Below are 13,340 nucleotides of genomic sequence, written 5' to 3'. Positions count from 1 at the left end.
GAATGAATGAGTACCCATGGCCAACCGCGTCTTACAGCCTCTGAGCTTGCTACTTTATGGAATACTTATATAGCTGACACGATGGGCAAATGTATGCTCCTCCACTTTAAAAATACCGTCGAAGATAAAAAATACACAAATCTTCACAGCCGTTCCCTTGCCCGAAGGAGCGCCATTTTCGTCTTTACGGTAAATGAACTGTGATTTCATTGCCCGAAAAAGCTCCATTTTCATCTTTACGGTAATTGAACGGTGGTTTCATTGCCCGAAGGAGCGTCTTTTTTGTCTTTACGGTAAATGAACGGTGGTTTCATTGCCCATAAAGGCTCATTTTTCTCGTCACGGTCAATGAAACAAACTATCACAGTCACCTTGTTGTAAGCAGAGATATTTTTCTGAAATGTTTGTCATAAAAACCCGCCATATTGAAGTCTGTCAACCTTCATTTTTATTATAATTTCTGGAAGTTTTTCAAATAATTAATAGAGTAAATATTAAAATAAGCTTAAGAAACAGTTTGTGGGGAATACCTGTAAAATCCTCCCTAAAATATTACAAAAATCGCATGTTATGATGAGTTTGCTAATGAAAGGCAATTTTTCATAACAGGAGGATTTTATCATGTTTAAGAAAAAAGCAATTCTTACTGTGGCTGCAGCAGCGGCTTTAGCTTTAGCCAATCCAGTACTAAATAAGGCACATGCTGCATCAAATACCTCGACTACACAAGAGCCGGTATATGTTTTTCACGGCTACAATTTGAACGAGATTAATAGCGTAATAGAAAAATATCTTGCCAACTTTGGAATCACATTAACTCAAAAACAGCCGGTTCATGCACCAAGCAATCAAACGGTGCAAACTCAGCAGTCTACCCAGACTCCGGCACCGAAACCAGTACAACAGCAGACAACACCACCAGCCACAACCCAAACAACCAGCACCTTAAGTGCATATGAACAAAAAGTAGTCGATCTTACCAACCAAGAACGAGCAAAAAATGGTCTGCCTGCGCTTAAGGTGGATGTAACACTTAGCAAAATGGCACATGAAAAATCTCGTGATATGTCTGCAAATGGCTACTTCAGCCATACAAGCCCAACTTACGGTTCACCATTTGATATGATGAAGAAATACGGTATTTCCTACCATTATGCAGGTGAAAACATTGCTATGGGTCAGCGGACTCCAGAAGAAGTTGTGAATGCCTGGATGAATAGTGAAGGACACCGAAAAAATATTTTAAGTCCAAACTACAACTATATTGGTGTAGGTTATGTGTCACAAGGAAATTACTGGACACAGGAGTTTATTGGAAAATAAAAAAACAGCCTAAGTGGCTGTTTCGGGTTGCCGGCTAAGCCGGCAGCCAATTTTTTTTAATATATAACAGGAGCCATCCTCTGCAAAGTATAAATATTTCCCTTTTAAAATATTAAAATCCACAATTTCTTTGTTGTAAATTAGTTTTGCAACCTTGTGAAATTGATTTACTAGTTCATAATCAGGGTTGAAAATGATATCTTGGATTTTATTGGATATCACAAATCCTTTTGGGTTACACTTTCTCTCAGGCTTTAATTCTGCAAACCATTCCCCATTCAAAAGTAAGGTATTAGCAATGGTTTTTGTCTTTCTATTTTGAACCGACCATACCTTTCGACAATTACACCGATGTATTTTGCATTTCATGATGAAACCCACCTTTTATCCTTTCCGTTATAAAGCAGGTGAATGCAATGTAATACAATATATGCTCCAATTCGTGATGTAAGAATATTAAAAAAACCAAAGGAGCTTTTCCTTCGGTTTTATACGGGTTCTTTTCGATATTGATGCTTAAACTGATCAATCATAAGCTCCGATATGGCCATATAACCATCCGAATTCGGATGAACCCCATCAGGTGATAAATTTTGCAGCTTTTCCCCGTTAATAACCTGAGTCGTTTCAACCACCATTGATGAAGAATAATGATTAGCAACCTGATAAATTTGTAGATTCCATTTTGGAAGCAATTTGTCCGCCAAAGAATACATATCGTTATCAGGAGACAATGGATTATACAATTCTAAAAAGACGATCGTAGCATCAGGATTTAACATGTTAATTCTATCAGCAATGCCAGACAAATTTATTGAAAAGGAAGTTTCTAATTGACTAACCGATTGGAAGACGTTTTGGAAGTTTTTCCCCTTTGCCATCCTAAGAACGTCATTTCCGCCAACATTGATCGTCACGATGTTAGCCTTTTTGATTTCTTCATCAAACCGGCCTTCTTGAACAAGTGCAACTAGTTCCTCGCTTGTAATTCCATTTATACCTTCATTTTGAAAGACAATTGGTTTATGAATTTGCTTTTCCAGCTTGCTAGAGAATTGCGAAACGAGATTTTCATTCTCCTCAGCTCCCACTCCGCGGATGATAGAATCACCAAGCGCAAGATGATTTATTTGGTCAGAGTTAGAATCCCGAAAATAATCTAAATAAGAAACAGCCGAATCATCCTTGCTAGCTTCAACGGTTTGTTTTTTCATTTTATGGATTTGATATTGTGGGTAATAAAGCCATGCCCCGACCCCAACACCAATAAAAAGTGCAAATATCAAAAGGTATTTTATTAATTTCAAAAAAATCACTCCTTGAATATACCATTATATCAAGAATAACCTTAAAAATACCTAGTTGTTGGTTTCCAATTAAGGTGCTGCGTATGATAGACTTAAATTACCAAAATTTATCATATATAGGGGGAGAGAAAATGATATTAGAAGCAGCTATGCTGCAGGTTAAACAGGGGATGGAACAAGAATTTGAAGAAGTGTTTCGAAAGGCCTCAACCATTATTTCATCCATGAATGGCTACCAATCTCACGAATTACAGCGTTGCATCGAAGCAGACGGAAAATACCTGCTGTTGGTAAAGTGGGAAACTTTAGAGGATCATACGGTTGGATTCAGGCAATCAGAAGAATATCAGGAATGGAAAAAGCTATTGCACCATTTTTATGAACCATTTCCAACGGTTGAACATTTTGAAAAAGTAAATCTAAGGGGGAACTGACAGTGGGCATTCTCTTAAAATCAGTTTTTGTAGGTTTTCCAAAAACGGTCGGAAACAAAGAGGCAGCGAACCCTATGGACCGTGAGTGGACAAGTGCAATTTTTAAAGAGCCTGTAGAAGGACCAATTAGAGTTGGGACAACAAATCTAACGGGGGACGGACAAGGAGACCAAGAGCACCATGGGGGACCAGAAAAGGCTGTGTTAGGTTATTCATTAGAAAATTATACATATTGGCAAAAAGAACTGGGCTTTACGCAAGTATTACCAGGCGGTATGGGTGAAAATTTCCTTATGGCAACTATTAATGAAGAAACGATTGCGATTGGCGATACCTTTCAAATTGGCGAGGCTGTTGTCCAAGTCTCGCAGCCAAGACAGCCGTGCTGGAAGCCGGCCCGCCGTTTTAAAATAAAAAACCTTGCTCTCCTCATGCAAAACACAGGAAAAACCGGCTGGTATTTTCGCGTTATAAAAGAGGGTCTAGTAGAGGCAGGGCAAACTTTTACCTTAATTGACCGTCCATTTCCTCAATGGACGATAGCGAAATGCAATCAAATCCTTCACGGGAAGGAACAAAATTTTGCAGAAATGCGTGAACTGACTCAATGTGAATTGCTTGCCCCAGGCATGAGGTCCACCTTAGAGAAACGACTGGAAAAGGGCGAGGCACCTGACATCCGGAGCCGTGTTTTCGGACCAAATGAATAAGAGGTGAATGGCATGTATCAAATTAGTGCAGACCAAGTGGTGAGAAACGAACATTCAACCATTCCCTTTACATGGATTCGGCATGAACAAACTAGTAAAAACATTTGTATCATGTTTCCAGGGCTGGGATATTCAACTGACAGACCGATATTTTATTATGCAACAAGTATGTGTTTAAACAATAACGTGGATGTTCTCCATATCAATTATACCTTTGCAAAAAATGAGCACTTTAAAAAGCTCCATGAAGCGGAACAAGAGCGTTGGATGTATGAAGATGTTAAGGCTGTTATCGAGGAAGTTCTGAGGGACACCCACTATGAACAAGCGTTTCTGTTGAGTAAATCTATCGGGACGATTCCGATGGCGATGGAATGGACGCAGAAAAATCTCTTTCCAAATGCGTTTGGGATCTGGTTAACACCTTTGTTAAAAGTGGATACTGTTTACCATGCCATAATGAATACGGAGCGTACGTCTCTTTGTGTTATAGGTGATGGTGATCATCACTATATCGAGGAGAAAATTGCTTCTTTGAAAAATAACGAGCTTGTGAACACCGTGGTGATTCCTAAAGCTGACCATAGTTTAGAAATCGCTGGAGATATTACTGCCACGATTAATGCGGCAAATGAAGTGATTGCTTGCATCCAAGAATTTATTATCAGAAATAAAATCTAGTCATTGGATGTGATTAATTGTGTTGAAACGGACAATCTTGCTTGCCTTCATTACTTTCATTATCTCGGGCTGCCAGGTCAAGACGGAAGATAAACCAGGCATAAATTTAAAACCAGCTAATAATGAAGTGGTTTCAATCCATGGCAGTATGCAAAATATTGAGAGATTAGATCTTTTTGTTGAAAATGTCAAAAATGATAAGCAGGATAAGATCCGCCTGACCCAATATACCATTGAAGGGGACCCCATTTTTCAGGATTTGTCCTACGATGGCTCCAAGATATCAGTCAAATATGATAGTACGGAAGACAAGTTTGGTGGTGGCGAGGTACGTACAGATGTCTGTAAAAGCATTCAAAAGAAAGAGTCGGAAACAGAAACAAAATATATTCTCGATGAGTGTCCGAATTTTAGTGACTTATTAACCATCTCCCATGATGTAGATAAACAAGATAATTTTGCTTTCGATTTAAAGTACGGTGTGGGAAAGAAAAACGAAATCAATACAAAAGACCAAGAGCTAATCAAGGATTTGCAGAATGGTGAAATGGTTGCTGTAAAAGATTTTCAATTTTCAAAAGCGGAAATGAACAAAATCTATAAATTAATGATATTTTCTAATTATCTTGAAGAAAAGAAGCTGTCGACGAAATGTAATATGAAGCCATACGTAAGTTATGAATTGAAGGTTTGGATCAATGATGATAGTCGACATTTTGAATGGTCAGAGTGTGATAAGAGTAAGGACGGGAAAGAAATGAGTAAGCTGGTTCAAAACATTCTTGCTGTCCTTAAGAACAACGCAACTTATCAGGCGCTTCCTAAGGATAAAGGGAGTAACGAGTAGAATCGGTGCATCTAAAATCAGTTTTTTTAACAAGTGAAATTGAAGAAGATGAGTACCCATTTAATCTTCCTCTAATAATCCAGCAGGTTAATTATGAGGATGTCGAGCATGTCAGAATCACAAAAGATTTTTTAAATAATCCTGAGAGATTTTTAAGGCATCTTTAACAATAAAAAAGAACTTGGAGATTCCAGGTTCTTTTTTATTTGTGATAATTGTATTTGAGTCTTTAGCACATTTGTTGCCATAAACTTGAGCTGTCAACTGATGAGTGTTTTTCAATGATGGAGTAGGCAGCATTTGTAATTGCTTGTGATAAAGTGTCGCCAGTTGCATGGACGTCATTAAAGCTGACCTCTGAATGACCATTTGTTGTATAGGTGTACCCAAACATCCCCAGTTTTTCTACAATGATCATTGCATGCTCAAGGTTATGTTCTGGTTGAAATTCAGAATCATGAATGAATAGATTCTTTTCATAATCATACCATCGGTCCCATCTATTTAACTTCCAACCTAGTATTCTCCGAGCTATTGAGTCTGTTTTATTCATATCCTTATCCCTCATTCCGATTATTATATAACAGATTAATTTAATTAATTATATTATATAACAGAATGAGGGGATCAACTACTATTTTTTGAAAATTTTTCTATTTGCGAATAGGACGTTTGTGGAATCTGGAGGATTGGAGCGAATGAGTTTATTTTAGTGAACCTTCACATAAAAGGTCCGATTTCGGGGTCCATCAAACTCACAGAAATATATTCCTTGCCACGTCCCTAAGAGCAAACGTCCATCTGTTACAATGACATGTTGCGATGACCCTACCGTACTGGCTTTCATATGTGCAGCGGTATTGCCTTCCATATGGCAATCGAGTTTATGATTCCAGGGATACACTTCGTCGAAGCGGCGAATCATGTCGCTTTTCACATCGGGATCGGCGTTTTCATTAATCGTTATTCCAGCAGTTGTATGAGGGCAATAAACAACCACGGCACCTTCTTGGATGTTCATTTCCTTTATTAAATCTTGAACTTGCTGCGTAACTTCAATCATTTGATCACGTTGGTTTGTCTTTAAAGAAAATTTCTTAAGCATTTTATCTTGATGACTCCCTGAATGTTATTTTAATGACCTTCTGTGTTTCATTATTAAATTCAATATCTATGAATACACCGAATTCCTTTGTATTTTCTTTTAACCATAATTTGAATTTTTCGGTTGAGGTCTTTGTACCGGTAACTCTTCCAATATGAAGATAATCAACGATATTTGCGTTTGGATACCTCTCATGGGTTTTCTCCATTGCCATAACACCCCATTTTGCATAAGGAGGAATGGGTTTATGTTGTGCAGCAGCTCTATTGGAAGAAATGAGCGGGTTCACACTTTCAGAGAAAAGGGCCGTTAAGACAATAAAACTAATTAGAATCTTTTTCATGAAATTACCCCCTTTTTTGCTTTTATTATGGCTTTTAACACAAAAGCTTATGTAAATAAGGATTATTGTACCGTGGCCGCGAGGAAACAAATAAAGGGAAGATGCCGGTATTAAAGACGGTCATCTTCCCATGCTCTGTTATAATCTTTGATATTGTCATTTTGATTTACAGTCTGGCCTGCCTGACTTTGATTACTTTTGGTATTAGTCTGACTTGTATTTTGCAGCTTATTTTCCTTTTTCATAGTCACCATCCTCCATCCTATAAACTATCCAAATTTAGTCTAAATATGTATCCAAGGAATTTGAAATACTAGTCCATCGTCTGATTAAATAAAGTTAATGATGAAATCAGGAGGGGGGATTTTTGTATGAAGGATATTCAAACTTTCTCAAAACGGTACCAAAAAGAAATGGGATGGGATATTAGCGAGGAGAACTTTGAAAAAAGCAGGGCTTCTCTTCTAAATAATTATATGCTTTTGACAACGGAAGTTGCAGAAGTAGCAGAAGAACTCAGGAAGGCATTTAACATGACTGCTTCATACGTCAAAGAAGGATTACCGGAAGAAAAGGCTTTTGAACTGGCAAAGGAACAGATTAAAGAAGATTTGGGGAAAGAGTTAGCCGATTGCCTAGCTTATATGCTCAAGCTTTACAATTTTTTCGGAATCGATGCAGAGGAAAGTTTTTATGCCAAGATGGAAGAAGTCAGGAACCGCAAGAATAAGGATATTGTCAAAACCAAGTGAATAATCAATCATATAAGGCTAACCCTATATTCATAAAAGATAAAAGGAGATTAACCGTGAAGCCTTATGAAATAACCAATATGATTATTGATGATGATTTTTACAATGAGGAATTTGTCACCGCGGAAATTACATATGAGAATCAAGTTTACAGCATTACTTTTAAAAAGGAAGATCTTGAAATCGTTAATGCCTGGGTTTTTAAGGAGGGTACCTCGCTGCCAGCCAATTTATCAGACCAAATGATTGAATCAATAAGAGAAGATGTAAAAAATAAAATCTAGCCACATGGCTAGATTTTATTTATTGCAGGGGAGAGTATCTTTGAAAGCGAATTAATACAGAATAGAGATTTTAGGGGGATATTAGATGAATTGTATTTTTGAAAATGTTACGAAAAACGTTTTTGTGTTAGCCGTGTGGGATTCGAGCTGGAACTCATATAATAACTGCTACTTTATAGTCGAAGACCATGATGTAACGGTTATTGATTCTGGGAAATTACAGCACGCCAAATATATTGAAGAAGCATTACATAGCATCGGTAAATCAGTTGAAGATGTGTCCCTTTTCATAGCAACCCATGGGCATGAAGATCATGTGCAGGCGGCCACGCTTTTTACGAATGCAAAAAAGTTTATCCACCATAATGAAAAAGATATGATTGAGTATTCTGAGCCTGAACAATTCCATTATGAATTGCCTGACCAAGGCATTTTCCGTGATTTTGAGTGCCATCTAGTTGGCTGCCATACTCCTGGATCCGTCATTTTTTATCACATACCATCAAAAGTTTTGTTCACTGGCGATTTTCTTTGCTTTTTCGGAGATCCATTATCAGCAGATGGTTTAGTCTCGGAGGGAAAAGAGCTTCGAGAAGCATGGTTAGACTATTTGAAGGATGGAGGAGTTTCGAAGGAACATCTGCCAGCGTTTCTTGAGGGTTTAAAGTCGATTCAACCATTTGACTCCATTGCTATGTGCACCGGACATGGCGGTGTATTGGCTGGTGATATTAAAGAGTTTGCCTCTGAATTGTTAAAGGTGGGGAATGAAAAGAGGATTCAGCAATGAATGATAACCTAATTATTAGACAAGCCACTATACAGGATTTGAATAAAATAGTTCCAATCTTTGATTCTTATCGTGAGTATTTTAACCAGCAAAGAAATCCGATGAAAGTTGAAAATTTTCTGTTTGAAAGATTTGAACACTTGGAATCCGTCATCTTTATCGTAGAGAGGGAGGGTGAGGTCATTGGGTTTGCGCAGCTTTATCCCGTTTTTTCTTCCTTATCCCTACAGCGTGTATGGCTGCTAAATGATTTTTTCATTACTGAAGCTTATCGCCAACAAGGAGTGGGGAAGCAGCTTTTTGCCAAAGTGAAGGAATTTAGCACATTAACTAAGTCGAAAGGGATTGAACTTTCGGTCGAACATATTAATCAGAAGGCATGGGAATTTTGGGAAAAACTAGGCTTTAAGCTGGATGAGGAATTCCGCTATTACTATTTTAAAATTTAAATTAGAAAACATTAAAATAAGATTAAATTTAGCGTGCCTTCCCATGTTGGAAGGTATTTTTTTTATGAAATTGAAATATATAAAAGAACACAGCAGGCTAGCCAAAAACGATTTTATCGTGGAAAAAAATTATTTAAGGGGAGAGCGAAAATTATGTTCATAGATAGTATTTGCCCAAAATGTGGAGAAATCAATCACGTAGAGCATAAAGGCGAAAATATTCTGTTTGTAACCTGTAAGAATCACCACATTTATGATCATATCGTAATCCCATATTCCCGGACACATTCGATTAAGGACGATAAGCTCGAAAAATTGGAGGAAATGATCGTCGAGAAAAAGTTTCACCGGATGAGCGATAAATCAACCATCTGTCTGCTTATTTTTAATAATGGCTACGAGATAGAAGGACGGTCAACAGTACGTGATGTTAAAGATTTTCGTGCTGTGGTTGGTAAAGATAAAGCCTATGAGCAGGCGCTTAAAAAGGCAATGGTAGCCCTTGGAGCGTTTTTAGTATAATAGAATGTATAAGCTGCGATACTTCGATACGGGGTATCGCAGTTTTTAGAAGGAAAGGAAGATTTTATGCTTAACGCTGAAAATATTTACATAAGACCTTTTTCAACAGAAGATGCGGAAGAATTATTAGGTTTACTTCTTGAAAACCGTAGTTTCTTTGAAAAATTTTCAATGGACCGTCAAGATGAGTTTTATACATTAGATTCTCAGATTAGAAGAATTAAGCAATATGAAGAAGATCGTCATAACGATTTAGCCTATCATTTTGGCATTTTTAAAAATGATGGGACATTAATCGGCACCATTAATCTTTTTCAAGTTTGGCGTTTCTCTCTCCAGAGTGCCTTTATTGGTTATTTTTTAGATAAAAGGCAAAATGGTAAAGGCTATACGACAGAAGCTGTGCAGCTTTTGGTCGATTATGCATTTAATGAATTAAAATTGCACAGAATTGAAGCGGGGGTTATGCCCCATAATATTGGATCCATTCGTGTGCTGGAGAAATCCGGCTTTCACAAAGAGGGAATTGCCATCAAAAATGTAAAGATAAACGGAAGATGGGAAGACCATCAGGTATTAGCGATTATCAATCCGAATGATTAATGCAAACGGGTTAAACCAAAATCCCATTTTCGACTTGAAAATAGGATTTTTTAATTGAATTAAATCTTTAGAGTTGCTAAATATTTAATTCAATTTTAAAATACAAATAAACTGACTGGTCGTTTTTATTATGATTTTGGGGGGACTGAAAATGGCAGAGACTATTGACTTAATGAATGAAATGTATAAAAAGAATTTTCGGGATGTTTACCATTACTTATTGCGTTTTACCAGAAGCAAAACAGATGCTGAAGATTTAACCCAGGACACCTTTATTAAGGTCATTAATAATCATGATAGTTTCCTTCATAAATCATCGGTTAAAACCTGGATATTCACCATTGCGAAACGGACCGCTTTGGATCATTACCGCAAGAATAAAACGTGCTTAGTTTTTCCGGAAAATTCATTAGAATTATGTGTAAGTAATTACGGTCTGCCTGAAAAAGAATTGGATTTTTTGGAGGATTGGTCCGTATTTAAAACCGCCATAAAAAAATTGAAACCAGAGGACCGGAAGCTTGTTATCCTGAGAGGCTTAAAGGAATATTCAGTAAAGGATACAGCGGGGATTATGAACTGGAATGAAGCAAAAGTAAAAGTCAGGTATCATCGTGTAATTAAGTTTTTAAGAAAAGAAGTCAGTTAAAACGTTAGGTATGACCCTGACGTTTTTTTATTATTTAATAGAATTTAAGAACTTCTTCAGGGAGTATATCGTCTATAGTTTAAGAAGGAGGGACGGATCCGTGGAAGAATTAACTTTGGAAATGTTAGATACAGAAGATAAGGAAGCACTTATCGATGAAATTATGAATAGGTATGGTCAGGAGGTCCTGAAGCTTGTTTTTTCCTACGTGAATAATCGAGCCATTGCGGAGGACTTGACTCAAGATATATTTGTTAAGTGTTATCAAGGGCTTCATACATATAGCGGTAAAGCAAAACTAAGAACGTGGTTATGGCGGATTGCCATTAACCATAGCAAGGATTTTCTGAAAAGCTGGTACAACAAGAACGTTGTCATCACCTTGGAAGAACCGATAAACAATACGACACAAAAAGAATCGGTCGAGCAAACGGTTATTCAAAAAGAAGAGGACGATCAACTGATTGCAGCCATCATGAAACTGCCAATCAAATATAGGGAAGCCATTTATCTCTATTATTACGAGGAACTGCCAATCAAAGAAATTGCCCATTTAACCGAAGTCGGTGATAACACCGTGAAAACTAGGCTCAGACGTGCAAAAGAACTGCTGAAGGCACAATTGGAGGGTTGAAAAATGGAAAATAGATTGAGGAATATAAAAAAAGTAATGGATCGGACGGCATTTTCTGAGTTGAACTTCTCTGAGGAGCATCGAAAAAACATTCTTGAAAAAATCAACCGACAAGATGAAAGTGAAGAAACGATCCTTTTAGCAGTCATGCAGCTGCTTGCTCAAGATAGAACAGGCTTTGAATTAACGAAGCTTCTTAGGGGAAGGGGCATACAAAAGTTCGAAGAAAATGAGGGATTTTTATATACGCTTTTGCATCGGCTTGAACAGACCGGTTATTTACAATCAAGCTGGAGCCTTGAAACTGAAGCTAAATATTATCAGCTGACGGATAAAGGGAGAAAAGCCCTAAGGAAAGCTGAAAAGAAGCAGTCAAAGAAACAGTTTGTGTTAAAAGAACTTTTAGAGTGGTGAGGCCAAAGTGAAGAATATTAAACATATCTTTTTAAATGAAGTCACCGATCAAATCAAGTCCAAGGAAGCTAAGAAATTTGTTGCCGTGGAATTAGGGTATCATTTGAAGGAAACGAAGAAAATCTGGATTGAAAAGGGGCTTTCAGAATCTGAAGCTGAAATAAAAGCGGTTGAGCAGATGGGAAGTCCGGTTAAATTAGGACAGCAGCTGAACAAGCTCCATCGGCCGAAGGTTGATTGGCTGTTGGTAATCTTGTTCGTTACCACTCTAGGTCTTGGATTTTTACCAATGTTCTCTCTTGGATATATGAATGAAAGGCATTTTCCAACCTTTAAGATTATCATTGCCATTATCAGTGGTACGGCTGCTTTAGGAATCATGATGATTGATTATCGGAAGTGGAGAAAGCGTGGATGGGTATTTTACGCCATCGGTATGCTGATTCTTTTGCTGTTAAGGTTTTTTTCAAATACGACGGTCAATGGACTGCCGCTTTTAAGAATTCCTCCTATCACGATTGAAAGCCTCATGGCAGTACCGTTTTTCTTTCTTGGCTGGGCTTCGTTTTTGAGTAACGTTAGATTGAAGGTTTGGCAGTTTGGCATTCTGTTACTTATTCCATTATTTTTCTTCTTGGCTCTCCCAAGTGTTTCAAACGCCTATATTTATACCGTCATGGTTTTTGTGATGCTTTGGTGGAGCACATTTAGTCGAAAAATTGTTCTATTCATCTGGGCATTTTCGTTCAGTTCCTTTTTACTTCTAGGCGTCATATCTTGGAATACTCTTAACGATTATCAGTTAGTCAGGTTCCTTGCCTTTTTAAATCCTGAAAAATATTATGATGGTGCAGGTTATTTAATATTGCGTGCTAAGGACTTGCTGTCAAAAGCAGGCTGGTTCGGAAACCACATGGACAACCAAGTTTTTATTCCCGAGGCTCATACCAATTTTGTTTTTGTAAGCTTTACCTACTATTATGGCTGGCTCTTCGCTATTGCCCTGGTGGTTATCTTATTCCTATTCGTTGCAAGAATCATTGTGGTTATGTACAAAATCAAAGATCCCTTTGGCAAATTGCTTTTGATTGGGGCGGTTGCTCTTTATGCCGTCCAGCTGGCGACTAATGTCGGAATGTCATTGGGCTTGGTCCCTTTGATTACTATGTCTTTGCCATTCATAAGCTATGGATTAATGCCCACGCTGCTAAATGCAATCTTAATTGGTGTGGTGTTAAGTGTGTATCGGAGAAAAGATATTACATCGAATCAAGGATTTGTATAAGATCGTATTTCATGATTAAAAATGGCGTGCACCGGTTGCACGCCTTATTTATTTGGCTGTGTTAAAAGCCATTGTTGATTTTTACCACTGTTGATTGGAGCAGAAAGCGCGAGGACTCCTGCGGGAGTACGGGGCAGGGGAGACCCCGCAGGCGCCAAAGCGCCGAGGAGGCTTCCAGGCACGCCCGCGAACCGCTCGCGCCTGGAGC

Annotated in this window: 22 protein-coding genes; 16 read left to right on the top strand and 6 right to left on the bottom strand. The window is 37.9% G+C overall.

Annotated elements, in window-relative coordinates; all coding sequences use genetic code 11:
* Window positions 1-6 precede the first annotated feature (6 nt).
* Window positions 7-204, top strand: coding sequence for a DUF3231 family protein (locus tag ACIFOT_RS03670; RefSeq protein ID WP_430061758.1), 198 nt, complete (start codon window positions 7-9; stop codon window positions 202-204).
* A gap of 417 nt (window positions 205-621) precedes the next feature.
* A complete protein-coding gene (locus tag ACIFOT_RS03665) occupies window positions 622-1,323 on the top strand; it encodes a CAP domain-containing protein (RefSeq protein WP_430061756.1) in 702 nt (233 codons plus the stop codon).
* 9 nt (window positions 1,324-1,332) lie between these two features.
* Here the strand turns inward: ACIFOT_RS03665 and ACIFOT_RS03660 are convergent, their stop codons facing one another.
* Window positions 1,333-1,692 carry a hypothetical protein gene (locus ACIFOT_RS03660; RefSeq protein WP_430061754.1) on the bottom strand — a complete coding sequence of 120 codons (360 nt, stop codon included), beginning with the start codon at window positions 1,690-1,692 and terminating at the stop codon, window positions 1,333-1,335.
* A gap of 119 nt (window positions 1,693-1,811) precedes the next feature.
* Window positions 1,812-2,630, bottom strand: a complete 819-nt coding sequence (locus tag ACIFOT_RS03655; RefSeq protein WP_430061752.1) for an SGNH/GDSL hydrolase family protein — start codon at window positions 2,628-2,630, stop codon at window positions 1,812-1,814.
* A gap of 131 nt (window positions 2,631-2,761) precedes the next feature.
* Here ACIFOT_RS03655 and ACIFOT_RS03650 point away from each other — a divergent pair, with 131 nt between their 5' ends.
* From ACIFOT_RS03650 to ACIFOT_RS03635, 4 genes are read left to right on the top strand one after another with little or no spacing between them, the layout of a single operon-like run.
* A complete protein-coding gene (locus tag ACIFOT_RS03650) occupies window positions 2,762-3,064 on the top strand; it encodes an antibiotic biosynthesis monooxygenase family protein (protein WP_430061750.1) in 303 nt (100 codons plus the stop codon).
* Between the two features lie 2 nt (window positions 3,065-3,066).
* Complete coding sequence (locus ACIFOT_RS03645; RefSeq protein ID WP_430061748.1) at window positions 3,067-3,774, top strand: MOSC domain-containing protein; 708 nt, start codon at window positions 3,067-3,069, stop codon at window positions 3,772-3,774.
* A gap of 12 nt (window positions 3,775-3,786) precedes the next feature.
* Window positions 3,787-4,455: an alpha/beta family hydrolase gene (locus tag ACIFOT_RS03640; protein WP_430061747.1), complete on the top strand. Its 669-nt coding sequence runs from the start codon at window positions 3,787-3,789 to the stop codon at window positions 4,453-4,455.
* A gap of 19 nt (window positions 4,456-4,474) precedes the next feature.
* Complete coding sequence (locus tag ACIFOT_RS03635; protein ID WP_430061745.1) at window positions 4,475-5,302, top strand: DUF4362 domain-containing protein; 828 nt, start codon at window positions 4,475-4,477, stop codon at window positions 5,300-5,302.
* A gap of 229 nt (window positions 5,303-5,531) precedes the next feature.
* Here ACIFOT_RS03635 and ACIFOT_RS03630 read toward each other — a convergent pair whose 3' ends face one another.
* The 4 genes from ACIFOT_RS03630 to ACIFOT_RS03615 form a co-directional block, all read right to left on the bottom strand.
* A complete protein-coding gene (locus ACIFOT_RS03630; protein ID WP_430061743.1) occupies window positions 5,532-5,855 on the bottom strand; it encodes a BC1872 family protein in 324 nt (107 codons plus the stop codon).
* Window positions 5,856-6,011: 156 nt separating this feature from the next.
* A complete protein-coding gene (locus ACIFOT_RS03625; protein ID WP_430061742.1) occupies window positions 6,012-6,407 on the bottom strand; it encodes a secondary thiamine-phosphate synthase enzyme YjbQ in 396 nt (131 codons plus the stop codon).
* 1 nt (window position 6,408) lies between these two features.
* Window positions 6,409-6,750: a DUF3889 domain-containing protein gene (locus tag ACIFOT_RS03620; RefSeq protein ID WP_430061740.1), complete on the bottom strand. Its 342-nt coding sequence runs from the start codon at window positions 6,748-6,750 to the stop codon at window positions 6,409-6,411.
* 110 nt (window positions 6,751-6,860) lie between these two features.
* Window positions 6,861-6,995, bottom strand: a complete 135-nt coding sequence (locus tag ACIFOT_RS03615) for a hypothetical protein (protein WP_430061738.1) — start codon at window positions 6,993-6,995, stop codon at window positions 6,861-6,863.
* 126 nt (window positions 6,996-7,121) lie between these two features.
* On the opposite strand from ACIFOT_RS03615, the gene ACIFOT_RS03610 reads away from it, so the two are divergent.
* The 10 genes from ACIFOT_RS03610 (at window position 7,122) to ACIFOT_RS03565 (ending at window position 13,132) form a co-directional block, all read left to right on the top strand.
* Window positions 7,122-7,502, top strand: a complete 381-nt coding sequence (locus ACIFOT_RS03610) for a MazG nucleotide pyrophosphohydrolase domain-containing protein (RefSeq protein ID WP_430061737.1) — start codon at window positions 7,122-7,124, stop codon at window positions 7,500-7,502.
* 56 nt (window positions 7,503-7,558) lie between these two features.
* Window positions 7,559-7,786 carry a hypothetical protein gene (locus tag ACIFOT_RS03605; protein WP_430061735.1) on the top strand — a complete coding sequence of 76 codons (228 nt, stop codon included), beginning with the start codon at window positions 7,559-7,561 and terminating at the stop codon, window positions 7,784-7,786.
* Window positions 7,787-7,871: 85 nt separating this feature from the next.
* Complete coding sequence (locus ACIFOT_RS03600; RefSeq protein WP_430061734.1) at window positions 7,872-8,576, top strand: MBL fold metallo-hydrolase; 705 nt, start codon at window positions 7,872-7,874, stop codon at window positions 8,574-8,576.
* Complete coding sequence (locus ACIFOT_RS03595; protein ID WP_430061732.1) at window positions 8,573-9,025, top strand: N-acetyltransferase family protein; 453 nt, start codon at window positions 8,573-8,575, stop codon at window positions 9,023-9,025. Before ACIFOT_RS03600 ends, ACIFOT_RS03595 begins: the two co-directional genes overlap by 4 nt.
* 153 nt (window positions 9,026-9,178) lie before the next feature.
* Complete coding sequence (locus ACIFOT_RS03590; protein WP_289987836.1) at window positions 9,179-9,547, top strand: Gp49 family protein; 369 nt, start codon at window positions 9,179-9,181, stop codon at window positions 9,545-9,547.
* A 66-nt stretch (window positions 9,548-9,613) separates the two neighbouring features.
* The gene (locus tag ACIFOT_RS03585; RefSeq protein WP_430061731.1) at window positions 9,614-10,150 is read left to right on the top strand and encodes a GNAT family N-acetyltransferase; all 537 of its coding nucleotides are present in this window, start codon (window positions 9,614-9,616) and stop codon (window positions 10,148-10,150) included.
* A 151-nt stretch (window positions 10,151-10,301) separates the two neighbouring features.
* A complete protein-coding gene (locus ACIFOT_RS03580; RefSeq protein ID WP_430061729.1) occupies window positions 10,302-10,799 on the top strand; it encodes an RNA polymerase sigma factor in 498 nt (165 codons plus the stop codon).
* 100 nt (window positions 10,800-10,899) lie between these two features.
* Window positions 10,900-11,433 (top strand): sigma-70 family RNA polymerase sigma factor, encoded by a 534-nt coding sequence (locus ACIFOT_RS03575; protein WP_430061727.1) that lies wholly within the window; start codon window positions 10,900-10,902, stop codon window positions 11,431-11,433.
* A gap of 3 nt (window positions 11,434-11,436) precedes the next feature.
* Window positions 11,437-11,847: a PadR family transcriptional regulator gene (locus ACIFOT_RS03570; protein ID WP_430061725.1), complete on the top strand. Its 411-nt coding sequence runs from the start codon at window positions 11,437-11,439 to the stop codon at window positions 11,845-11,847.
* Between the two features lie 7 nt (window positions 11,848-11,854).
* The gene (locus ACIFOT_RS03565) at window positions 11,855-13,132 is read left to right on the top strand and encodes an FtsW/RodA/SpoVE family cell cycle protein (protein ID WP_430061723.1); all 1,278 of its coding nucleotides are present in this window, start codon (window positions 11,855-11,857) and stop codon (window positions 13,130-13,132) included.
* The last annotated feature ends 208 nt before the right edge of the window (window positions 13,133-13,340 follow it).

The organism is Neobacillus sp. NRS-1170, from assembly GCF_050468025.1.
This window is presented reverse-complemented; position numbering and strand designations above follow the sequence as displayed.